The following is a 23228-nucleotide window of genomic DNA, read 5'->3' on the forward strand; positions in this document are numbered from 1 at the left end:
ATTCATATTATCTGTTATTAGATTAGCGATTTTTTCAGTCGATTGGCTGTTTCGGTTAACCGCACTGAATGGGGAATGGGGGATAGGGAATGGGGAATGGGGAATGGGGAATAGATAATTACAAGGGCCAAAAGCCTTCATCGGTTTCATCGGATGAAGAATTATCGCCACTTTCCCTATTCAAGGAAGCAATCTGACGTTGATAATGATTGGCATCGAGGCCGTCACCGATGGTGGCAAATTCGGGATCGATCGCCTGCTCTAAAGCCTGAATGCGATCTTTAGTATGGGGATGGGTGCTGAGAAATGTGGGCATAGAGCGCGATCGCACTAATTTTTTCATGAAGTCTACCATACCGATTTGGGCATAGCCGGCCGCTGTCATCATGTTCAGTCCTACCTGATCCGCTTCATATTCGGCTTCCCTAGAATGGGGTAAACGTAGGGCAATTTCTACACCGATTTGTACAATTTGGCTTTCATCGACTCCCGCAGCAGTGGCTAACCCATTGGTTAAAGCCATCCGACGCATCTGATTAATGGCATGACGTTCGGCAATATGGGCAATTTCATGGCCGACGACGCTGGCGAGTTCGGCTTCGTTTTCAGCTTCTTTAATCAGTCCGGTGTGGATATAGACAAAGCCACCGAGGGTAGCAAAGGCATTCACGGAATCATCATCAACGACTTGGAATGTGTACTGATAATCAGAGGTGGGGGGACGATAACTTTCTTGTGCCAGTCGTTGACCGATGCGATCGATGTAATCCGTTAATTCTGGATCGTCATCAATTCTTACTTCCTGGCTGATCAGTTGCTGGTTGATTTGTTTGCCTAGGGCCATTTCTTGGCGATCGCCTAAACTCGCCAATTGCACATATTGAATCACATCTGGCAAAATATCCCAAATCGAAAACCCTTGGCTCACTTGGGGACTGCCCACCCAAAGTCCGAGGGCAACCCACAGGGAAATGAGGGGATAGATCCATCGCCGAAACTGCGATCGCTTCATAAGGTTTAACATGATGCTCATTCATCGTCACACAAATAGAGTTGACGCACCCACAGCCTTAAAAGTTGCTTCAGCTTCTACTAGAGACTCTCCACAGAGCCAAAGTAGGGGCAAATAGATTGCCCCTACTTTGATTAGGATTAATTTAGCCATATTGCATACAAATCTTGAACATTGAGGTTGAGCTAAAGACGATTGTTGATATCCTCACCGCTCTGAGTCCGCCTCTAAAGCCTGTTCTACAGGAGAAACAATCCCCAATGCTAAGAACAGAACTCCCACAGTCGTTACTCCCAATAGGAGCAGAAAAATTAGACTTTTGACCCATCCAAGCCAGCCCCAATCAACAGAAGTCATCGTCTCTAAGGCATTGTGTTCAGCTTGCAGATCTGGTACACCCGCAGAAGCCACAGGTGTCGGGGTGAAATAGGATAATTCTCTCATAGCAGTTTTACCGAAACTAAAGGGAATAAAATGATGAATGATGCGTTTTATTCCTGACTAACTGATTGTTGTTCTCTCTTTTATCTTATGGTATCACTTTCCGGAAAAATTTTCCATCGGGATTTCTACTATTTTGATAAAAAACATTTATTATTAAGCTAGGATTACAGGAAAAACAACTTTATATATATTATAACAATACTCTTTTAATATGGGGATCAATTTTCACAATTCTCAAACTAACGATCGATATCGGGTAACGATCAAGCCGTATAGCCGTCCATTTAAGCAGCCCTTGCAGACCCATCATGGACTGTGGCGCGATCGCCAAGGAATTTGGATTCAGTTGCATCCGATGGCAGCATCAGACGCTAGAGAGTGTGGCTGGGGAGAAATTGCCCCCTTACCTGAGTTTGGTTCAGAACACTTAACAGAAGCCTTACAATTTTGTCAGTCCTTGAGGGGTGAGATTTCCCGTAAAGAGATTGACTCAATCCCCGATCGCTTCCCCGCTTGTCAATTTGGTTTTGAATCAGCTTTAATCGATCTGCACACTTTAGACGATCCCCCCCATTTCAAGAACATTTGTGGATTATTACCTACAGGAAAATCCGCCCTCGACCCCCAATTGCCCATTTGGAATCAAGACTATCCAACCCTGAAATGGAAAATAGCAGTAGCCGAGATTTCCCAAGAATTAGCCCTGTTTCAAGACCTGTTATCGATGCTCCCAGAAGGGGTACAACTGCGCCTCGATGCCAATGGGGGACTGACAGAAACTGAGACCCATCAATGGTTACAAGCGTGCGAACGTCAGCCGGTGGAATTTTTAGAGCAACCCCTAGGGAAATCTGAATTTGAGGCGATGTTAGACCTCTTTCAACAGTATCAAACCCCTTTAGCTCTCGATGAGTCGATCGCCACCTGGAACCAGTTCCTACACTGTTATCACGCCGGATGGCCGGGAATTATGGTGATTAAACCCGCAATTTTCGGCTTTCCCTCCCGGTTAATCGACTTTTGCCAAGCTCATTCGGTGGATCTGGTACTCTCTTCCGTCTTTGAAACGGCGATCGCCCGTAACATGCTCCTCAGATTAGCCAACACTCTCCCGAACCTCAATCGTGCCCTAGGATTCGGAACCGATCGCTGGTTTGAGGTTGGGGAAATGAGAGAATAGGGAGATAGGGAGATAGGCTTATTACCCATTCTCAAAGGGTCAGTAGACGAGCAGAGTCTGAGGGTAAGCGGTGTAGAATTTGCTTGAACACCATCGCTGTCCAATCCACATCTGCTGCTGTCGTTTGTTTACCCAACGTAAAGCGAATCCCGCCGATCGCCTCTTCATCTGAATATCCCATGGCCCTTAAAATCGGACTGGGAGAGAGCTTCCCACTATGACAAGCTGAACCGGCACTCATACCAATTCCGGCTAAATTCAGTTGTCTTACCAAAGTTTTGCCCGTAATCTTCTCGGTATCTTGCCAACACAAGCTTACATGATGGGGCAAACGATGGAGGCGATCGCCCGTCGGAACCAAGCCCTCAATATCGACTAATTGCTCAAACAGGCGATCTCGCAACCCCCTTAAGCGCAGCCGTTCCTCCGGTAACTCCTCCATAGCCAACTCCGCAGCCACTCCAAAACCGGCGATCGCCACGGTTGCCTCAGTTCCCGAACGCAGTCCCCGCTCTTGTCCCCCTCCACCGATCAACGGATGTAACTCAACCCCAGGCCGCACATACAACGCCCCCGCCCCTTGGGGGCCATAAATTTTATGACTCGACAACGACAGCAAATCCACAGGTAAACTGTCCACATCTACCGGCAACCGTCCCGCCACCTGTACCGCATCCGTATGAAACACAATGCCACGGGCCCGAGCAATTTTGCCCAACTCCTCAATCGGTTGTAGAGTTCCCACCTCACTTTGACCATAAATGATCGAAATTAACACCGTATCAGCAGCAATAGCCTGCTCTAGATCCGCCGGATTCACCCGTCCCTGGCGATTCACCGGTAAACGGGTGACTCTCCATCCTTGTTGCTCTAAAAATTGGGCCGGTTGTGCAACAGCCGAATGCTCCACACTAGAAATAATTAAATGTTGGGGTCGAGTGTATTGCCGAGCAATCCCCATCAGGGCTAAATTATCCGCCTCTGTACCACCAGAGGTAAAAACAATCGACTCGCTAGAAGTCGCTCCAATTAAACCCGCCACCTGCATTCTGGCTAATTCTAATACCGTTGCCGCCCGTTGCCCCCAACTGTGTAAACTCGACGGATTACCCCATTGATGGAGCAAAATATCCTGCATCGCTGCGATCGCCTCTGGGCGCGTCGGGGTAGTAGCACTATAATCCAGATAAATTTGCATAGGTGGGGTTTAGTTGCATGGGGATCTCCTTTTTTCAGCTTAGTATGGTTTGACCGCTCTGTGTCAATTGGCATCTTCCCCCAGAGATTGGATACACTAAGCAAGGCGATCGTCATACTGGACTAAGATCACCTTAGTCCCAACATTGAGGCGACAGGGAGCATTATCGCCAATTGATCTACCATACTTAATTCATGATGGAAATTTTGGCTAAACAACAGCATAAACAGGGAATTCGCTGGTTGATGGGATCGGGGGCGATCGCCACCATTTCTGTTTTTAGCCTTCTGGGTTATACCTGGATGGCTCAACGTAGCCCTGCACCCGTAAAAGTGACCACGACGGCGATCGAATTAGAGTCAGTAAAAACGACCATTAATGAAAGTGGGATCTTAGAATTAGCCGATCAGCAAACCCTGAAAGCCCCCAATGATAGCACCGTCGAGCAAGTGTTAGTGACCGTGGGTCAACGGGTACAGGCGGGAGAAGAGGTGATTCGTCTACGCAATCCCGAACGGGAAACTCGTCTGCAAGAGCAACTGACTCAGATCGAAGAAACCATGGTTCAATTGGCTCACCATCAACAGAGGGTACAAACCGCCCAAGAGCAATTAGAGACTGCCCAACGACAACTTCAGATTCACACTTTGGAATTGGAAGAAAAACAGTTAAGACTAGAGCGATCTCGGCAAGAGGTACAGGAAAAACAAGCGAATTTAGAGGATGCCCAGGAAGAGTTAGAGAATATCCTGGAATTAGAAGAGAAGGGATTTATTTCTGGGGATCAATTGCGAAGCCAGCGCCAAGAGGTGCGAAATGCCGAAATTGCCGTGCGCGATGCCCAATTAACAGTCGAAACAGAAACGTTAAGCTTAGAACGGGACAGATTACAAAAATCGAATCAACAGCAAACGGCGATCGCGAACGCCACTTCTGAGCTGCACAATGCCCAACTCAATGTCAACAGGACGCAACTGCAACTGCAACGGCAAGAGCTAGAACTCCGCAAAATTGAACAAGAACTACAAGATACTCTGATTATGGCTCCCCTTGATGGGGTGATATTAGGGGTGAATGTGAATAATGGTGAGGGGATTGCACGGGGACACGACTTATTGACCCTCGGAGACCCCACCCAGGAATATGTACGGCTGAGTTTATCGACCCTGAATGCGGCAAAAGTGCGCTTGAATCAACTGGCTCGGATCACGATTATTGGCCCCGATTCTCCGGTTTATGAGGGTCACGTGGTGGCCTTATCTCCCCAGGCAACAGCTCCTTCGGAAAGTGAGGGGAGTGGACTGGCTACGGTTTCGGCGATCGTTCAACTCGATCAGCCCACAGGAACCTTGATTCCTGGAAGTCAGGTGAATGTGGAAATTATCCTCGATCAGCGTCAAGATGTGGTAGGGGTCAGTTTAGAAGCCCTACAAAGGTCAGGTAAAACCCCCTTTGTTTGGGTTAAAGATGAGCAGGGATTAGCCCAAAAACGAGAGGTTACCCTAGGCTTAGAGGGGTTGGCCACGGTTGAGGTACTTTCAGGATTAGAAATCGGAGATCGAGTGGTTATACCGACTCCCGATCTGAATTTGGAACCGGGAATGCCCTTAGAAAGCGAAACCCCTTAGACAAGGCATCGAGTTCAAAGGAGTAACTTAAGAATCGGTGAGTGAGGTATGTTGAAGAACTCGATACAGTAGCCATAGCGTAACCATTAAGCCAACCAGTTCGGCGGCGATCGTATTGATCATCGCTTGCAGGGCAATCATATTCATAGGCACAATGATCGAGCCAGGATTAACCACGGCTGCTCCTGGAACAGGAGTATAAATAGTGGAGGCTCCAGGGGGTAAGGATAACATCCGAAATAATAGGGTTCCCACTCGCCAAAGAGCCACAATTAAGGCACAGCTCATGCCACACAAATTCACCAAAATGCCAATCCATAAGCTACGCCTAATTTCTGCTTTGGAAGGGCGAGTGTCTGGATTGCTGAGTCGATCCGACAGTTGAGTATAATGAAAACACCAATAAATCGTAAAAATTAAGGTTAATAAACATCCATAGGCTAAAATTGTCCCAAGCCAAGCATTCCCAGCTTGTGAAGCATTCGGCGTGTTATCAAATAACAAGACAAACAGCAAAATCAGAATCGGGATAATGCCTAAACCGAGTTGTACCCAAAAGCCCATCCATCCCCATCGATGGAACGCTCTGGCAATTTGGTGGACGTTAAGATTGGGGTTGGGTATCGGATCAAACATAAATTAGGGAATTTAGGGGTTATGATCGATAGTGTACAGGGAAGAGGAAGATAAGGAGTATGGCATCTCTTGTTTTAGAGAATTGGTTTATCCTAAAAACAACTATGTCAGGATGCATCTAGGGACATCATAACTGTAATGAGGCAGTCCACAGTGAGCTTAAATACTCATCCTTATCTTGTCCTTAAAACCCAGTCATCAATTCGCCATTTTTCGTTAACGGGGAATCAGTGTTGGACAATTGGACGAACTCAGGACAATACGGTGGTATTGCCTGACCCGTGGATTTCGCGAAACCATGCCATGATTCAACATACAGATACGGGATCGGTTTACTTGATCGATCTGGGAAGTCGTAACGGAACGTTTGTGAATGGCCGTCGGGTGAATGTGCCGGTGACTCTACAGGATGGGGATCATTTAATGTTTGGCCAAACGGAGGCCCATTTTCACGATCCTTCGGCGGCTCCAGACGCAACTTTGGACTTGGAAGAGACGGAGGATAATTCCCATGTGACGGCTGCTTTGCATGTGCGGCGGTTGATTTCGGTGATGGTGGTGGATATTCGCAATTTTACGGGTCTGACTCAACAGATGGATGATGTGACCTTATCGACGATGATGGGGAATTGGTTTCGGAATGTGGGCAAGATTCTCCGCAAGTACGATAGCTGGGTGGATAAGTATATTGGGGATGCGGTGATGGCGGTTTGGTTCCATGGAACGGAGGGGGTGAATCAAACGGAGGTGATGAAAATCCTCTATGCTCTCCATCAATTGCATCAGATGACTGAGGCGTTAGCTCAAGAGTATCCTTTACCGTCACCGATGCGGATTGGGGCCGGGGTAAATACGGGCCATGCAATGGTGGGAAATACGGGAAGTGGCGATCGCCCCGATTATACAGCTTTGGGCGATACGGTGAATGCGGCCTTTCGACTAGAATCTTGTACGAAGCAAATTCAGAAGGATATTGCTTTAGGTAAAACAACTTATCAATATCTATTTAGTGTGGGAACGAATCCTAACCTATTTGAAAAACATATGGTGCAACTGAAAGGGTATGAACATCCGGCGGTGACCTATGGCTGTTCCTTTCGTCAACTCCAGGCATTTTTACTTAAATCGGCTAAATTTCACTGATGCATGGTATCAATGGGCCAAATCAGTCCCATAATAGGAAGGATGGCTGTGTCATGGTTTAGTAATAACTGATTAACAAAGGAGGAATGATACCCATGAAACGATTGCTGTGCCTGTTCTCTGCTTTCGTGATTTTGATTGCCACTCTGATGACCCTGAATACAGTGCCTGCTACGGCTGGGTCTTTGCAGGTTTTGAGTGGACAGCCGATCTTGGCCGAGGCGGATGTCCGCAATAAGGCAGATGATAAACTGGCAGAAATTGGCGATCGCATTGATTTGAATAACTCAAGTGTCCGCTCCTTTCTAGACCTGAAAGGATTTTATCCAGTCTTGGCCACCAAAATTGTCAACAATGGGCCTTATGAGAAGGTTGAAGATGTTCTGAACATTCCTGGACTGAGCGATCGCCAAAAAGCTAGACTTGAGGCCAACTTAGATAACTTTACCGTTACTGAACCCACAGAAGCTTTTGTCTATGGACAAAATAATGTGAACAATGGTAACTATGACTAGACCCAATGGGTGACTGACGGTTAGGGATCATCTCAGATGATTCTCCTTCAGACTCCGGCTCAGTTTTAAGTTAACGTTAAGTTAAAGTTTTGTATCCCAGTCCCTTACTCTATTCATGGAAAGAGACTGGGATTTTTTATCGACTTTGTTGTGGTTGCCTGATTGAGAAGGTGTTATACTGAAGGAGATGGATAAGTTATCGAACTTCATAACAATTAAAAACGCCCAGAACTGTGAACCATCTGTTACCAAGATTACTGAATGATCCAACCCCCCTAAGCTACAGTAGGAGGTTGTGGAGTCCATATCTTCGTCGAGCAGGTTCGATCGAGTTGCGACTCACCCAGATAAAAGTTCACTTCAAAAGCGGACACACAAAACAGCCGGGTTAACTTATCCCCGTTGTCCTTTTGGTTTTGGCTTCCTGAATATTAACGCTCCATTAATCTAATGGTCTAAGCCTCTTTAGAGATCGCCTTAGCGACCTCCCGTATCTCCAGTTCGCTCAGGAGACCCGTTATCAGGAGGTTCGTACCCTTTGAGCAGTTGGATTATATTTTGATGGGTTGGGTCAACCCTCTCAATCGAGGTGTGTCCCCAACTTGGTTGTGAACAGGTGGCGATCGCTAATGCTCCAGCGAATAGGATTGCTGTGTGTTTTTCAAGTCTTAACTGTGTTCCCATACCCAATAGCCCTAGTCAACGCGAGACTTACTTTCCATTATACCGGCAATTTTACTGGCAGTTTTACTCAATTTAACAATTATTGTCAATTCGTCAAATCTGGAGATTCCGTAAATATACGGTTTTTTCTTCAGAGGTTTCACGATACAGCCCCGTACTGCCTTCCAGCAATTAATCTGGAAATTTACGGAACCTTATTCTTCTATTCTTACTACGAAATATTAAAACCGGAAGAAAAAGCCCAGAATTTATAAAGATTTCATAAAGTCCCCTACTGAGGACAAGAAGCAAGAAGATAGCGATTCTTTCCCTGTAACTTGGCTTGGTACATCGCTTGATCGGCCGATTTAATTAGCTCCTCAAGAGTCTTGCCATCTTGAGGATAGACACTAATCCCCAAACTTAAAGTAATCTTAAGATTCTCTCCTCCGTTGAGCATCAGGGGTTGAGTGACAGCCAAGATGATTTTTTCGGCGACGCGAATAGCTATAGATGGATTGGGAATTTGAGGCAACAGAACCGTAAATTCATCTCCTCCAAGTCGAGCAACCGTATCGCTACCGCGCAAACAATGGGTGAGCCGTTGAGCAACTTCCTTAATCACCAAATCTCCCATATCATGGCCAAACGTATCGTTAATCTGCTTAAAGCCGTCTAAGTCGAGAAAGAAAGTGGCCAGCATGGTTTCATTGGCTTGGGCATAAACGAGGGCTTCTTGCAGTTTTTCTTCAAATAACTTGCGATTGGCTAAACCCGTGAGGACATCATGATTAGCCATATGGCGCATCTGGTCTTCCGAGAGTTTCAGTTCCGCATTGTGGCGTTTGAGATCTTCAGCTAACCGTTGCAGTTCAGCTTCCCGTTCTTTCTGCTGGGTAATATCTCGGATCACACCCACCAAAAATAGATTCCCCCCAGAATCGCGATGGAGCGATCGCTTGGTCTCAATCACTCGGTGAATTCCCCCAGCATCCGTAAATTCTTCTTCCTGCTGGGTGCTTTCCTGAGTCAGAAACAAGTTCTCATCTTGCTGCCAAAATTGTTCGGCTTCTTCAGGAGCAAACAAATCATAATCCGATTTGTCCATGAGCATTTCTAAAGGATAGCCGATTAACTGGGAGTAGGCTTGGTTTAAGACAATCCACCGATGGTTTTGATCTTTAACAAAAATCGGATCGGGAATGCTATTAATAATGCCCTGGAGCAATTCTGTAGAGCGTTTGAATTCTCCTTCTTGATGGGCAAAGTGAATTAAAATCATCAGGGCCGAGCCAGTAAATCCGAATATAGGAGGAATTAGGGGAAACCACCAGCGAGAGATAAACAGGACATAGCTGGTTAGACCTAAGCTTCCTAGGGTAATTCCTGAACTGACGATTAACTGGGAGGGGTCTCTTAACTTCCAAGCGAGAATGGAGCCTAATGCTGACCAAGCGAAAGTCCAGAGTGCTTCAATGGGATCGGGCAAGGTTTTGATCGGGGTTTGTTCCCCAATGGCCAGATCTAAAATAAAGCTAATTAAATTGGCTTGAGCTTCAACGCCGGGAACCTCATCGGGATTGCTGTAAGGAATGGGTACAAAGTCTTTGAGGCTAACAGCCGTTAAACCAATTAAAACAATGCGATCGCGAAATAAATTGGGGTCAACCCCTCCATTCAAAACCTCAGAAACAGAAACCGTGGTGAAGGTATCGCGAGGGCCGCGAAAATCGGCTAAAAAAGGGTATCCACTGGCATCTGCATTCACATAGGCTCCATCATTGGGCTGAAAAGGATAGAAGACTGCTTTGCCGAGTTGTAAGTATTTGGGATTAACAGATGCTTCTTCTTCTTCAATGTCGAACTGGTCTAGGTACTTCAGAGCCAGTTGTAGGGCAAAACTTTTGTGAGGGGTGTCTGTATGTACATAGAGTAACCCTCGACGCACTGTCCCATCTACATCTAAGAGAACATTATTGAACCCAACTTGGGTTTGAGGATCTAAAGCTGGAGGAGGGGGAATATTCGGTACAGTTTTATCGGCGACTCGCTCAATCCCTACCAGGTTCGGTAATTCTTGCATGACCTGTTGTAAGTGTTCGTAACCGGGATTGACGGGTAAATCTCGATATAAATCTAATCCAATTGCTTGAGGTTGGCTCTGGGCAATCGTTTCTAGGAGAGTCGCCAAGGTGCGATCGGGGATCGGCCATCCTAGGTTTTGCAAATCTGGCTCATCAATGCCTACAATGATAATCCGGTCATCTTTGGGTAAGGGCGGTCGAAGACGAACCAGGGTATCAAGGGCGATTAATTCGATCGCCTGTAAGAGACCGAAAAAGCGTAGGGTCAGGATTGCTAGAGTAATCGCGGAAGCGGTAAAAACCACTCGATTTTGATGGAAAAAGCGTCGGGTGAGCCGATGCCAAAAAGCCTGTATGGAAGTTGGATATGACACGGATCGGGTTTTTGGTTAGGAGAAAGCAGAGTAACCACACAAAGAGGATGGCATATCCTGTTCTTGATCGGAAAAAATAGATGCACAGAACTTAAGTTGAGAAATCAGACTGCAAAATTCTTCACAGAAGGGGGGTGAGGGTCATGTGAATTTATGAATGGGTGTTGACCTTCTCAATGGATAGGTTTGGATCGAAGTCCTGATTGAAGGGCTGATCGAGATGAGCGATCGCGCTCAGACCTATAGTTAAGGCGATCGCTTGCACAAAAATCCATCCCTTAAATTGTAAACGCATGATCCTCGACCCTCCTAACACTACAGGATTCTTTTATAGAAGGTTTTGCCTTGTAGGAGTGTGATGGTTTACCCATGGGTTGAGTGATTTACATCACTGTTGCCCAAAGTCACGGGGCCCCTGATAATCGGATAGATCGGCTAATTCGTTGAGCGATCGCACTCCAGCATAGAGTTGACCGTTTATTTCCCAACTGGGAAAGGCTTGAACTCCAGCCGCTTTACATTGTTCAACTTGGGCATTTACGCCATCAGCAGCACATTCAACATAGTCAATGTTAGAGGCTGCCTCTTGACCAAACAACTCCTTCTGTTCATGGCAGTGGGGACACCAATACGCGCCATAATATTTAGCTCCCATGTCATTCAGGTGTTCAACTAAGGCCACTTCAGCCGGGCCAGAAGTTGTAGTCACTGGAGGAGGTGTTCCTGGGGTAGCTTGGGGATTATTCACATTGCCATAGACTCCGAGGGTCGCCACTAAGGTAACCATGGCCACGGTTAACCCGGTAAAGGCTAATTGGCCGATATCTTCCCAAGCATGGCCGATGAGGGTAACCACAAATAGGGAGAGGGACAAGAAAGCCGAAAGCACGCAGTAGGGACAAAATGCGCCAATGGTGAAGGCCATGATGTACATCAAATAGGCACTGCCCACGACCATTACCGTACTGGTAACGAACATCAGGAAACGAGTCCACTGGTCTAGGGTGGTTCGCAGTTCCTTGTTTTGATCGGGATTAATTAATAAGGGGGCGATGGCCAACATCAGCATTCCGGCATAGCCAAAAAAGCCAAACAGAGTTAGAGGTAGCCCAAACACGGTTGCATAGGGACTGCCCAAGACCTCTTTACAGCCACTGGTTGGGCAAACCGCTTCTGCACTACCCATGACCTCGACCACAGTTAAAAATGCTGTTTCGATCGCTCCCAGGGTCGCGATGCCAGCAGTTATGGGTCGAGACCAACGATGAATCCAGGGACTAGAACGCCTACGCCTCATAGCTTTAATTTAGTAATAAACGATAGGGATATTTTTGATTGCAGCATAAAACTCTTCGGCTTGCCACCTGAACTCGATTCAGGTCAAGCCTATTTTTTGCGCGTTAAAACTCTTGTGAGCCTTGATATCCAGAGACTTCCGCCAACTGCTGCAAGGGCAAATTGCCTTCATATTTTTCCCCATCAATCACCCAAGTTGGATAAGCGCTAATTCCTGCCTGTTGGCAGACTTCGGCTTGGGGAGCTGTTCGCCCTTCTGGAGAACATTCGATATAAACCGGCTCTCTTTCGGCCAGCATCACTTGAGCCACTGCTTGTTCGCCAAACCGTTCTTTTTGGGAATGACAATGGGGACACCAGTAAGCCCCATACATTTTAGCGCCAATGTTCTGGAGATGTTGGGCTAGGGCTAAACTCGCTGGAGTTGAAGCCGTTTCGATAGGGGGACTTTGGGAGGGGGAAACTTGAGCTTGAGCGCGAGTGTTGATAGGGGAAGGATTCAGATTTCCGAGGAAGAATAATCCTCCTGTGCCTAATCCTAGCCAGAAGAGGGAAAGGGTCAACTTTTTGGCAATCGGTTTTAGGGAAGAGTTCACAGATTTTCCTCCATTAATTAGGGTTTAGATAGCTCTAGGCCATGGACTGGGATTGAATCGGGGAAGTTTCCTTAAGCTGGTTTAGTTGGGGGTTAAACTCCGTTGAGTGGCTTCCACAAACTGGCTCACGCGGTTGGGATCGATGGGTTGTTCAATTTGGCCATGGCGTTTAAGGGTACTGGCAACAATGATGCCATCGGCATGGGGGAGCAGGTTACTGATATTGTGCCAATTGGCTCCACTGCCTATAAATACGGGGGTTTCTGGGGCCAGTTGGCTGGCCAATTTCAGGTCTTCGATATCGGGGGGCGTGCCGGTGGTTGGCCCAGATAGGATGATGGCATCAGCCAGACCTCGTTCTATGGTGTCTTTAATGGTAGCCGCCAGGGGTTGATGCCCTAGGGGGTGTGCATGTTTGACGAGAACATCTGCGAGGATTTTTACGTCTGCGCCGAGTTCGCGCCGATAGCGTAAAAGTTCATGCGCTTTGCCTTCGATTAAGCCTTGATCGGTGGCCATTACGCCTGTGAGGACGTTGACGCGAATAAATGCCGATTCGGTGCAGGAGGCGATCGCCAAGGCACTGTGGGCATCGTTGCGTAGGACATTGACCCCAATGGGTAAGGTCACGAGATTTTTTAGGCGATCGATAATTAAGCTCATGGCACTCACTACGGCCGGATCGACCCGATCTTTCGTGAAGGGAGCATCAAAGAAGTTTTCTACCATGATGCCATGGACTCCGCCCGACGCTAGGGCCGTGGCTTCTCGTTCGGCCCTAGCAATGACGGTTTGCAGGTTCGATCCCCACCGCGATGACGTGGGTAGGGGGAGAAGATGAACCACACCAATAATGGGGTTTGAGGTTTGAAAAATCTTAGTTAAGTCCACCCGTTTTCTCTTTCCGGACTCATCAACAACAACTCCAGATGGGCTTCTCCGATGGGGTTCGTGCAACCGGGGTAAACGTTATGGGTTAGGAATCGCTTTTTCATAGGTTTAGGCCTGCTTACAGGAACACATAGAAGGATCAGCCGAGATTTCCTCTCTAGTCAGATTGACTTTATGGAGTTGCTTTTTGCCTGTGTTGGTAAGACAACACCGTATGATAATACCATAGGCTTGATCGGTGAGATTTAATCACGCAAGGGGATAGCCATATGCTCAGTTATCTGAGGGGAACTGTTGCCCAGGTTCAGAAGCGATCGCCCAATCGCGTCACCCTGGTGTTGGAGGTTCAGGGTCTCGGTTATGAGATTCAAGTGACTCGTCAATTCGGAGAAGCGGTTTCGGAGCATCAGGACACTCAGGTGCAAGTGTTTACTCATTTGATGATGCGGGAGGAGCAACCTCTGTTGTATGGTTTTGCGTCCTCAGCAGAGCGGGATCTATTTCGCCAGTTGGTAGCAGTCAGTGGCATTGGAGCGCAGTTGGCGATCGCTCTTTTGGATACCCTGGGCCTGTCGGATTTGGTTCAGGCGATCGTTACCGGTAATATTAAACAACTGGTTCGCACACCTGGCGTGGGCAGTAAAACCGCCGAACGCATTGCCTTAGAATTAAGAACTAAGTTATCCCAATGGCGAGATACCTCTGGCGTTGCTCTACCCGTGTCTAGTACCCTTCCTTCTGCTTTACAAGAAGATGTGGAAATGACCCTTCTGGCTTTAGGATATAATCAGCAAGAAATTGCCCAAGCTTTGGGTGCATTGAGTCAGAAGCCTAATCTCATGAAAACAAAAGATCCGGAAGATTGGATCAGGGAAGCGATTAGTTGGTTAAGTTGAAATTAATTTTTTAAGAGGTAATTCCATGAATTCATCTGTTAAGTTACCTAATTTTTTGATCATCGGTGTTCAGAAATCAGGCACAACTTCAATCTATCATTATTTAAAAGAACATCCTCAAGTCTACATGAGTCCTCGGAAAGAAACGAATTTTCTGTCTAAAGATCCGAATAAAGACCCCAAAGACAGACCGCCTTTACCCTCCCAGAAGAAACGAATTGATACATTTGAAAAGTATTCTGAGCTATTCCAAGATGTAACGGATGAAATAGCTATTGGTGAAGCGTCTCCCAACTATATGGCTAACTATGAAATCGCAACCCAACAGATTAAGCGTTATGTGCCGGATGCCAAGTTAATCGCTATTTTGAGAAATCCAGCCGATCGCGCCTATTCCGATTATCTGATGCATGTTCGCGATGCGATTGGCAAACCGAGAAAGTTGTCCGAACAGATCGTTAAAAAAGGCAAGCAATCAGCCACTTTAAAAAAAGGGTTTTATGGAGAACATTTGAGCTATTTTTATGAAAATTTTGATCGGAACCAAATTCAGGTTTTTCTGTATGACGATTTACGCAAGAATTCCCAAGAATTAATGAGAAATATTTATCAATTTATTGGAGTAGATGAAACGTATCAACCCGATACTTCTAAACGATCGCAAGTGGCTAAATTACCAAAAAACAAAAGCCTAAATCAAATCCTCAATACTCATAACCCCTTGCGAGAAACAACAGCTAAGATTTTAAATAGTCTATTTCCAGCAAGTGTTGTCCAATCCTTTCGCCAAAAGCTCATGGACTTAAACCAATCCCAGGAAAAGATCCCCCCTCTGTCAGATGAAGAGCGTCAACAGTTAATTGAGTTCTATCGTGAAGATATCCTCAAGCTGCAAGAGTTGATTAACCGTGACCTTTCCCATTGGCTCCTGTAGCTGGCTGATTTAGCCTGAAGCTTGGTTTCAAATCGAAATTCGTGTTATAGTGTAAAATTGCTGAATTTTGATGAATTACACCAAACGAATCCCCTATGAGTCTCACACAAACCCAAAAACATCAAATTATGGCTGAGTACCAGGTTCACGAAACGGACACGGGTTCAGCCGATTTGCAAGTTGCTGTTTTAACTGAACGGATTAACCGTTTAAGCGCGCACTTAAAATCGAATAAGAAGGATTACGCTTCTCAGCGAGGTCTGATGAAAATGATTGGCCAGCGCAAGCGCTTGTTAAGTTATATTAACAAACAAGACAAGGATCGCTACAAAGCGTTAATTAGTCGTTTGAGTATTCGAGGCTAGAGAATTGCCCATGTCCCCTGAACCAGATCAAAAGGGTGGATCGGCTTCTAAGGAACGGTTACCTTTCGAGCCAAAAACCAGTCGAAAAAAAAATAGCCCTACCCCTTCATCCTCCTCTGCAAAGGAGCCGAAGTCCTCTAAAGGGTCGAAGAAGCGAACCCCCATTCGTAAAGAAGACCGGGTGATTCCTGATGCAGTGAGTAAGCGGATGATTAGGCGTATGGCTTTGTTGTCTGGTATACCGACTGCCCTAGGTGTGTTAACGTTTGCGGCCAGTTATTGGATTTTGACCCAAACGGAGTTCGATTTACCCCATATTGCTGTGGTGTTGGTGAGTATGGGTTTTTTTGGACTGGGTGTCCTCGGTTTAAGTTATGGGGTACTCTCGGCCTCCTGGGATGAAAATCGGGTAGGGACGTTGCTCGGTTGGCAAGACTTTACCCAAAATTTAGGTAGAACGATCGCCGCGTGGCGATCGGTCAAACAAGATTAAGTATTTCAAAATAACCCTATCGAATCAGGATAATCAACCATGATTGTAGTAATGAAAAGCGGTACACCGACCGCAGAGATTGACCGAGTAAGTGGTGAACTGGGCACTTGGGGCCTGACACCGGAGAAAATTGTCGGCCAGCACAAGGTCGTGATTGGTTTAGTTGGGGATACGGCAGATTTAGACCGGGAAAGAATTCAAGAATTGAGTCCTTGGATTGAATTAGTATTGCGCGTTGAACAACCCTTTAAGCGGGCTAGTCGTGAATATCGTCATGGTCAAGCCTCGGATGTGATTGTTTCCACACCTCAAGGGGATGTTCCCTTTGGCGAAAGTCATCCTCTGGTCGTGGTGGCCGGCCCTTGTTCAGTAGAGACGGAGGAGATGATTACCGAAACGGCCCTGCGGGTGAAAGCGGCTGGGGCGAAGTTCCTCCGGGGGGGCGCTTATAAACCCAGAACCTCTCCCTATTCCTTCCAAGGTCATGGGGAAAGTGCCCTAGAACTGCTGGCGGCCGCACGAGAAAAGAGCGGCTTGGGAATTATTACGGAAATTATGGATACGGCGGATCTCGATGCGGTGGCCGAAGTGGCTGACGTGATTCAGATTGGAGCCAGAAATATGCAAAATTTCGCTCTGCTGAAGAAAGTGGGAGCGCAGGATAAGCCGGTTTTACTGAAGCGGGGGATGGCAGCCACGATTGAGGATTGGTTGATGGCGGCTGAGTATATTTTGGCGGCAGGAAATGCCCAGGTGATTTTGTGTGAGCGGGGAATTCGCACGTTTGACCGTAAGTATACGCGCAATACATTAGATCTGTCGGTGGTTCCGGTGTTGCGGACGTTGACCCATTTACCGGTGATGATCGACCCGTCCCATGGTACGGGATGGTCTCAGTATGTGCCGGCGATGGCGAAGGGGGCGATCGCCGTGGGAGCCGATTCTTTGATGATCGAAGTTCATCCCACCCCCTCGAAAGCGCTCTCAGATGGGCCCCAGTCCCTCACCCCCGATCAATTTGATGAATTGATGAAAGAATTGGCGGTGATCGGTAAAACAGTCGATCGCTGGCCTGTCCCGGAAACTGTTCTCGCTTAAGCGCTTTAGGCGTTATTCGCACTCCATAATTTGGGTAGGGTGGTTTTCCACTCTACCCTTTTTAGTGAAATAAACTATAATTAAAATTGAAAGTAATAATAGTTTGGGTTATTATTCACCTTGTTTACTGCCGTCCCGTCCCCCAATCGCTTCTCGGAAGTGCCTGACGATCTCTTTGAGGCGATCGCCACTCTCAAACGAGAACTGAACGCCATAGTCCTCGCTCACTACTACCAAGACCCCGATATCCAGGACATTGCCGACTATATCGGCGACTCCCTCGGTTTATCCCGCAAAGCCGCCCATACCGATGCGGAAGTCATTGTCTTTGCTGGCGTTCACTTTATGGCCGAAACTGCCAAAATTCTTAATCCTGATAAATTGGTACTTTTACCAGATCTCGATGCCGGTTGCTCCCTCGCTGAGAGTTGTCCACCAGATGCTTTCGCTGCGTTTAAGGCTCAACATCCCGATCACTTGGTCATTTCCTACATTAACTGCACGGCCGAAATTAAGGCCATGAGCGACATTATCTGCACCAGCTCCAACGCTGTTCAAATTGTCCAGCAAATTCCCGCTAACCAACCCATTATTTTTGCTCCAGATCGCAACTTGGGACGCTATGTCATGGAACAAACGGGGCGGGATCTGCTCCTCTGGGATGGCAGTTGCATCGTTCATGAAACCTTTTCGGAAAAGAAACTGGTGCAATTGAAAGTCCAGCATCCCGAAGCCGAAATCATTGCCCATCCCGAATGCGAACCCCCCGTACTGCGCCATGCCGATCATATCGGTTCCACCACTGCTCTACTCAACTATGCCCAAACCAGTCACAGTCCCGCCTTCATTGTCGCCACTGAACCGGGAATCATCCATCAAATGCAGAAGGAAGCGCCCCACAAACAATTTATTCCTGCTCCCCCGATGAATAACTGCGCTTGTAATGAATGTCCCCATATGCGGCTCAATACCTTAGAAAAACTCTACTTAGCCATGAAAAACAGGACTCCAGAAATTACTCTACCCCAAGAGATTCAGGTCGCCGCTTTACGTCCCATTCAACGGATGCTGGAGATGACTTAAAGGATATAGGACTGGAGCTAGAACAACATTCAGCCTAGGGTTGTGTATCTCCTCCTGGTGTAGAGAGCATTTGTTGCCACTCGGAGGCTTCCGTTTCTGAAGATTGGGTTGGGCGTTCTATGGGAGTGGATTCCATGGGAGCCATTTTTATGGGTTCTTCTGGCGACATAGAATCGACTAAATTGGGTAACTCGATTGCCTTTGGCTCTTCTTCTAACTCTTCTGGAGTCTCGACTTCTTCTTCTACAACTTCGGGTTCAAGATCCTGGGGTTCTTGAGCTTCAACTTCTTCTTCTAAGGGTTCTGGTTCAGAGGGAGATTGAATGGGTTCTTCAACAACTGCAGGTTCTGGGGCAGTGTCTAGAGTCTCTTCTGTCTCTACAGCCTGATTACCAAAGGGATTAATCGAATCAAAATCTAATTGATTCCATTTGGATTGCAAATCTAATTGATTCCATTTGGATTTTAGGCGATCGCGCCATTGATTCAGATTCAGTTGCTTACGCCATGCTGGAGGTTCACTCACTACTGGTTCAGTTTCCTCTTCCACTGCTGAAGGTTCGGGCGCAATGTCTTCTGGCTCAACAGTTTCCATCGGTTCTGACTCTGGCGTTTCCGAAACCTGTTCCTCTACCTCTGGCGTTTCAGGAACGGCTTCTTCTTCTACCTCTGGCATTTCAGGAACTACTTCTTCTTCTACCTCTGGCATTTCAGGAACGGCTTCTTCCTCTACCTCTGGCATTTCAGGAACTACTTCTTCCTCTACCTCTGGCATTTCAGGAACTGCTTCTTCCTCTACCTCTAGGATTTCTTCAACTTCTACCGGTTCTTCCTGGGGTTCTACAACTTCCGTCTCAGTTTCGGTTTCAGGTGTAGCAGTAGACGGAGCAATATAGTCTGGATCGACAATTGCTTGGGCAACTTCAGCGCTAATTTCACCCCGGATCAGTTGAGATAGGGGATCGGTAGCTTGAGGATCGTAAGTCACCAAGCGAGCAGTGGTATTGAAAATATTGTTAATCGGGTTACCCAGCTCGTCTAAGATTTCCAGTTTCACCCAGTTATTGCCTCGATCAAATCCTTGTAAATAGAGCGGTTCCCATTGATCGAGGATAAATTCTTCACCGTTAACAGATGCCCGAATCCGCCAATCTAGGATGTTGTCGTCTGGGTTTTCTTGGGCGACGACATGCAGGGGCGCATTACTGAGATAGAAGTCTAGGAGGATCGGTTGTGCGCCATATGTGCCGATGGGATTGCTATAGGTGAGTAGGGGAAGGTCAGGATTGGGGATTTGGTCTTCGGTTTTCGTAAAGATATGAAACGTCGTTTGCGCGTAAGCGCCTTCATTTTTGAAGCTCTCTCCCCAGGGAGTGGTAGCGAATACTCTTAGGGTATGGGTTCCGGGATTGAGATTTGTAAAGGTAACGGGTTGGGAGAGGTCGTAAAGGCTGGTGTAGGCTTCGTTATCGAGGATAACTTCTAGGTGAGGGCCCAGGTCTAGGTTGGGGTCTTGATAGATGGGTAGGTCTTGAACGTCAAGTTGGACGGTCAGGGTTGTGTCTTGGAGGGTTTGGTTGGGTCGGGGATTGAGTATTGTGACCTGGGGTTGGTAGGTTTCCAGAATTGGCCGCAGTTTTTGGATCGCTTCTGGGGGCGATACTTCGCTGATTTTGGGTTTGGCTTTTCGCTTGAGGGGATTGGAGATCCCAGAGCTAGGATTGGGGATATTGAGGCGATCGCCTCCCTGATTCCCACAACCGACCATGCCCAGGGACAGACCCAGCACTAAGATCAGTCCCAACAGGCTGATTCTGATCCTTTTTCTGATTCCTTGACTCAACACCAACATCCTTCAATCCCTTGCACGTTAAAGTACAGCGCTATTTTATCACCAACCTGGAAAGGTCTAAACAGCTCTTGTTTATTTATATTGACTTTTGTAAATATTATTCATAGATTATTGACTTTTGTTCTCTTTTTTGAACAAAAAGCCATCTTGGATTGAACCCCAGAGTTGATGAAAGCAAATTTGAATTATTGTTAAGGAGCTTCCTCAAACGGAAGACAAGTCCTATAATTCACATTCAGTACACTACTTAAAAGCGGTGACCTTCTGGATCTCCGGATCTTCGTGAAACCTTCGGAGTATTGGGGTCTACAGAGAAAGGGCTACCCAAAAGCGGTGTTCTGAGAGAGGACATAAAATTTCCTCAAATTCAGTAACAAAGCTTTACATTGCCCTAAATCTGGAAAAAAAACTGATCTTGAACATCAAGAACTCTAATCTTGAGCATCAAGAGATAACAATAGATCTCCATCCGACCTCGAAGGAACTCACAGAAATAACCTAAATTAATGTAGTGCCTGGCGTTCTGTAATGACGCTACTTGTCTAAAGAGAGGAGAGTCTCAATGACAACTACCCCAAAGGAGCAAAAAGCAAAGGCGAGGGTGGTCGTCGATAAAGATCCAGTCCCCACTTCATTTGAAAAATGGGGCAAGCCGGGTCATTTTGACAGAACCCTAGCTAGAGGACCCAAAACCACAACCTGGATTTGGAATCTTCACGCCGATGCTCACGATTTCGATAGTCATACCAGTGATCTAGAAGACGTATCTAGAAAAATCTTTAGTGCCCATTTCGGTCACCTAGCCGTTGTATTTGTCTGGCTAAGTGGCGCTTACTTCCATGGTGCTAAATTCTCAAACTACGAAGCTTGGTTGAGCGACCCCCTAGGGATTAAACCGAGCGCCCAAGTCGTTTGGCCCATCGTCGGGCAAGATATTCTGAACGGCGATGTTGGTGGCGGATTCCACGGAATCCAAATTACCTCCGGATTATTCCAACTCTGGAGAGCCTCCGGATTTACGAACTCTTACCAACTCTATTGCACCGCAATTGGTGGGTTGGTGATGGCTGGCTTAATGTTATTTGCCGGTTGGTTCCACTATCACAAAGCAGCTCCCAAACTGGAATGGTTCCAGAATGTGGAGTCGATGATGAACCATCATCTCGCCGTGCTTTTTGGTTGTGGTTCCCTCGGTTGGGCTGGTCACCAAATCCACGTTTCCTTACCCATCAATAAGCTTTTGGATTCAGGAGTGGCGGTCAAGGATATTCCTTTGCCCCATGAATTTATTCTCAATCCCAGCTTGATGACGGAATTATATCCTGGTGTAGAGTGGGGAGGTCTTAGTGGAATCCAGCCTTTCTTTACCCTGAATTGGGGGGCTTACACTGACTTCTTAACCTTCAAAGGTGGACTGAATCCGGTAACCGGTGGATTGTGGCTCTCTGATACAGCCCATCACCACCTGGCGATCGCGGTACTGTTCATTATCGCTGGACACTTCTACCGGACAAACTGGGGGATTGGTCATAGCTTTAAGGAAGTCCTAGAAGCTCATAAAGGACCCTTCACTGGTGAAGGTCACAAGGGAATGTATGAAGTATTTACCACTTCATGGCATGCTCAACTTTCATGGAATTTAGTTTGGGTGGGATCTCTGTCGATTTTAGTCGCCCACCATATGTATGCGATGCCACCGTATCCATACATCGCAACAGACTATCCAACTCAGCTATCCTTGTTTACTCACCATATGTGGATTGGAGGCTTCCTAATTGTAGGAGCTGGCGCTCATGCTGCCATCTTTATGGTGCGTGATTACGATCCAGCCGTGCATGTGGATAACCTACTTGACCGGGTGATTAGACATAGAGACGCTATTATTTCCCATCTGAATTGGGTTTGCATATGGCTAGGCTTCCACAGCTTTGGCTTGTATGTTCATAACGACACCATGCGTGCGTTAGGTCGTACCCAAGATATGTTCTCGGATACGGCGATTCAACTCCAACCGATCTTTGCCCAGTGGGTACAGAATCTACATAATCTTGCTCCTGGAAACACAGCTCCCAATGCGTTGGCGAGTGTCAGTCCTGCCTTTGGTGGTGATGTTGTAGCGGTTGGTGGAAAAGTAGCTATGATGCCGATCGCGCTGGGAACAGCCGATTTCATGGTTCACCACATCCATGCCTTTACCATCCACGTTACGGTACTGATCCTGCTCAAAGGTGTTCTCTATGCCCGTAGCTCTCGTCTAATTCCTGACAAGGGCAATCTGGGCTTCCGCTTCCCCTGCGATGGTCCGGGTCGGGGCGGTACTTGTCAAGTCTCAGGATGGGATCATGTCTTCCTGGGTCTATTCTGGATGTACAACTCCTTGTCCATTGTGATTTTCCACTTTAGCTGGAAGATGCAATCGGATGTCTGGGGTACTGTATCCTCTGACGGAACCGTTTCCCATATCACCAATGGTAATTTTGCCCAAAGCTCAATTACTATCAATGGTTGGTTACGTGATTTCTTGTGGGCGCAAGCTTCTCAAGTGATTACGTCCTACGGGTCTGCTTTGTCCGCCTATGGCATTATGTTCCTAGCCGGTCACTTCATCTTTGCTTTTAGTCTCATGTTCCTCTTTAGTGGTCGTGGCTACTGGCAAGAGTTGATTGAATCGATTGTTTGGGCCCATAATAAACTCAAAGTCGCACCCGCGATTCAGCCTCGTGCCTTGAGTATTATTCAAGGTCGCGCTGTAGGGGTAGCCCACTACCTCTTGGGAGGAATTGTCACTACTTGGGCATTCTTCCTGGCTCGAATTATTGCAGTAGGATGAGGTCGAGAAGGACTTAA

The 23228-nt window shown here is 47.0% G+C and carries 22 protein-coding genes; 11 read left to right on the forward strand and 11 right to left on the reverse strand.

What is annotated here, in order from left to right; genetic code table 11:
• Nucleotides 1-118 precede the first annotated feature (118 nt).
• A complete protein-coding gene (locus PMG25_RS12440) occupies nt 119-1024 on the reverse strand; it encodes a M48 family metallopeptidase (RefSeq protein ID WP_283767225.1) in 906 nt (301 codons plus the stop codon).
• A gap of 195 nt (nt 1025-1219) precedes the next feature.
• On the reverse strand, nt 1220-1456 hold the full coding sequence (locus PMG25_RS12445) for a hypothetical protein (protein WP_283767226.1): 237 nt from the start codon (nt 1454-1456) through the stop codon (nt 1220-1222).
• Between the two features lie 211 nt (nt 1457-1667).
• On the opposite strand from PMG25_RS12445, the gene PMG25_RS12450 reads away from it, so the two are divergent.
• The gene (locus tag PMG25_RS12450; RefSeq protein WP_283767227.1) at nt 1668-2636 is read left to right on the forward strand and encodes an o-succinylbenzoate synthase; all 969 of its coding nucleotides are present in this window, start codon (nt 1668-1670) and stop codon (nt 2634-2636) included.
• A 31-nt stretch (nt 2637-2667) separates the two neighbouring features.
• On the opposite strand, the gene PMG25_RS12455 is transcribed toward PMG25_RS12450, so the two are convergent.
• The gene (locus tag PMG25_RS12455) at nt 2668-3834 is read right to left on the reverse strand and encodes a cysteine desulfurase family protein (RefSeq protein ID WP_283767228.1); all 1167 of its coding nucleotides are present in this window, start codon (nt 3832-3834) and stop codon (nt 2668-2670) included.
• Between the two features lie 194 nt (nt 3835-4028).
• Here PMG25_RS12455 and PMG25_RS12460 point away from each other — a divergent pair, with 194 nt between their 5' ends.
• The gene (locus PMG25_RS12460; RefSeq protein WP_283767229.1) at nt 4029-5462 is read left to right on the forward strand and encodes an efflux RND transporter periplasmic adaptor subunit; all 1434 of its coding nucleotides are present in this window, start codon (nt 4029-4031) and stop codon (nt 5460-5462) included.
• 27 nt (nt 5463-5489) lie between these two features.
• Here PMG25_RS12460 and PMG25_RS12465 read toward each other — a convergent pair whose 3' ends face one another.
• Nucleotides 5490-6098, reverse strand: coding sequence for a DUF3611 family protein (locus PMG25_RS12465; RefSeq protein ID WP_283767230.1), 609 nt, complete (start codon nt 6096-6098; stop codon nt 5490-5492).
• A gap of 138 nt (nt 6099-6236) precedes the next feature.
• Here PMG25_RS12465 and PMG25_RS12470 point away from each other — a divergent pair, with 138 nt between their 5' ends.
• Nucleotides 6237-7241, forward strand: coding sequence for an adenylate/guanylate cyclase domain-containing protein (locus PMG25_RS12470; RefSeq protein ID WP_283767231.1), 1005 nt, complete (start codon nt 6237-6239; stop codon nt 7239-7241).
• A 95-nt stretch (nt 7242-7336) separates the two neighbouring features.
• Nucleotides 7337-7756, forward strand: coding sequence for a photosystem II complex extrinsic protein PsbU (psbU, locus tag PMG25_RS12475; RefSeq protein ID WP_283767232.1), 420 nt, complete (start codon nt 7337-7339; stop codon nt 7754-7756).
• A gap of 477 nt (nt 7757-8233) precedes the next feature.
• On the opposite strand, the gene PMG25_RS12480 is transcribed toward psbU, so the two are convergent.
• The 6 genes from PMG25_RS12480 to btpA all read right to left on the reverse strand — a co-directional run bounded on the left by PMG25_RS12480 (nt 8234) and on the right by btpA (nt 13660).
• Nucleotides 8234-8440: a hypothetical protein gene (locus PMG25_RS12480; protein WP_283767233.1), complete on the reverse strand. Its 207-nt coding sequence runs from the start codon at nt 8438-8440 to the stop codon at nt 8234-8236.
• Between the two features lie 271 nt (nt 8441-8711).
• Nucleotides 8712-10877, reverse strand: coding sequence for a CHASE2 domain-containing protein (locus tag PMG25_RS12485; RefSeq protein ID WP_283767234.1), 2166 nt, complete (start codon nt 10875-10877; stop codon nt 8712-8714).
• 151 nt (nt 10878-11028) lie between these two features.
• Entirely contained in the window at nt 11029-11172 is a 144-nt protein-coding gene (locus tag PMG25_RS12490) for a hypothetical protein (RefSeq protein ID WP_283767235.1), read from the reverse strand.
• A 93-nt stretch (nt 11173-11265) separates the two neighbouring features.
• Nucleotides 11266-12174: a vitamin K epoxide reductase family protein gene (locus PMG25_RS12495; RefSeq protein ID WP_283767236.1), complete on the reverse strand. Its 909-nt coding sequence runs from the start codon at nt 12172-12174 to the stop codon at nt 11266-11268.
• A 103-nt stretch (nt 12175-12277) separates the two neighbouring features.
• Nucleotides 12278-12769, reverse strand: a complete 492-nt coding sequence (locus tag PMG25_RS12500; RefSeq protein ID WP_283767237.1) for a glutaredoxin family protein — start codon at nt 12767-12769, stop codon at nt 12278-12280.
• 81 nt (nt 12770-12850) lie between these two features.
• Nucleotides 12851-13660: a photosystem I biogenesis protein BtpA gene (gene btpA, locus PMG25_RS12505; protein ID WP_283767238.1), complete on the reverse strand. Its 810-nt coding sequence runs from the start codon at nt 13658-13660 to the stop codon at nt 12851-12853.
• Nucleotides 13661-13929: 269 nt separating this feature from the next.
• On the opposite strand from btpA, the gene ruvA reads away from it, so the two are divergent.
• The 6 genes from ruvA to nadA all read left to right on the forward strand — a co-directional run bounded on the left by ruvA (nt 13930) and on the right by nadA (nt 18529).
• Nucleotides 13930-14556: a Holliday junction branch migration protein RuvA gene (ruvA, locus tag PMG25_RS12510; protein WP_283767239.1), complete on the forward strand. Its 627-nt coding sequence runs from the start codon at nt 13930-13932 to the stop codon at nt 14554-14556.
• Nucleotides 14557-14581: 25 nt separating this feature from the next.
• Entirely contained in the window at nt 14582-15490 is a 909-nt protein-coding gene (locus PMG25_RS12515; RefSeq protein WP_283767240.1) for a sulfotransferase family protein, read from the forward strand.
• 95 nt (nt 15491-15585) lie between these two features.
• The gene (gene rpsO / locus PMG25_RS12520) at nt 15586-15855 is read left to right on the forward strand and encodes a 30S ribosomal protein S15 (protein ID WP_283763461.1); all 270 of its coding nucleotides are present in this window, start codon (nt 15586-15588) and stop codon (nt 15853-15855) included.
• A gap of 10 nt (nt 15856-15865) precedes the next feature.
• The gene (locus PMG25_RS12525) at nt 15866-16348 is read left to right on the forward strand and encodes a PAM68 family protein (protein WP_283767241.1); all 483 of its coding nucleotides are present in this window, start codon (nt 15866-15868) and stop codon (nt 16346-16348) included.
• Between the two features lie 39 nt (nt 16349-16387).
• The gene (aroF, locus tag PMG25_RS12530; protein ID WP_283767242.1) at nt 16388-17446 is read left to right on the forward strand and encodes a 3-deoxy-7-phosphoheptulonate synthase; all 1059 of its coding nucleotides are present in this window, start codon (nt 16388-16390) and stop codon (nt 17444-17446) included.
• Between the two features lie 120 nt (nt 17447-17566).
• Complete coding sequence (nadA, locus tag PMG25_RS12535; RefSeq protein WP_283767243.1) at nt 17567-18529, forward strand: quinolinate synthase NadA; 963 nt, start codon at nt 17567-17569, stop codon at nt 18527-18529.
• A 34-nt stretch (nt 18530-18563) separates the two neighbouring features.
• Here nadA and PMG25_RS12540 read toward each other — a convergent pair whose 3' ends face one another.
• The gene (locus PMG25_RS12540) at nt 18564-20333 is read right to left on the reverse strand and encodes a hypothetical protein (RefSeq protein WP_283767244.1); all 1770 of its coding nucleotides are present in this window, start codon (nt 20331-20333) and stop codon (nt 18564-18566) included.
• 610 nt (nt 20334-20943) lie between these two features.
• On the opposite strand from PMG25_RS12540, the gene psaA reads away from it, so the two are divergent.
• A complete protein-coding gene (gene psaA / locus PMG25_RS12545) occupies nt 20944-23211 on the forward strand; it encodes a photosystem I core protein PsaA (RefSeq protein WP_283767245.1) in 2268 nt (755 codons plus the stop codon).
• Nucleotides 23212-23228: the final 17 nt, after the last annotated feature.

The organism is Roseofilum capinflatum BLCC-M114, from assembly GCF_030068505.1.
Lineage (GTDB): Bacteria > Cyanobacteriota > Cyanobacteriia > Cyanobacteriales > Desertifilaceae > Roseofilum > Roseofilum capinflatum.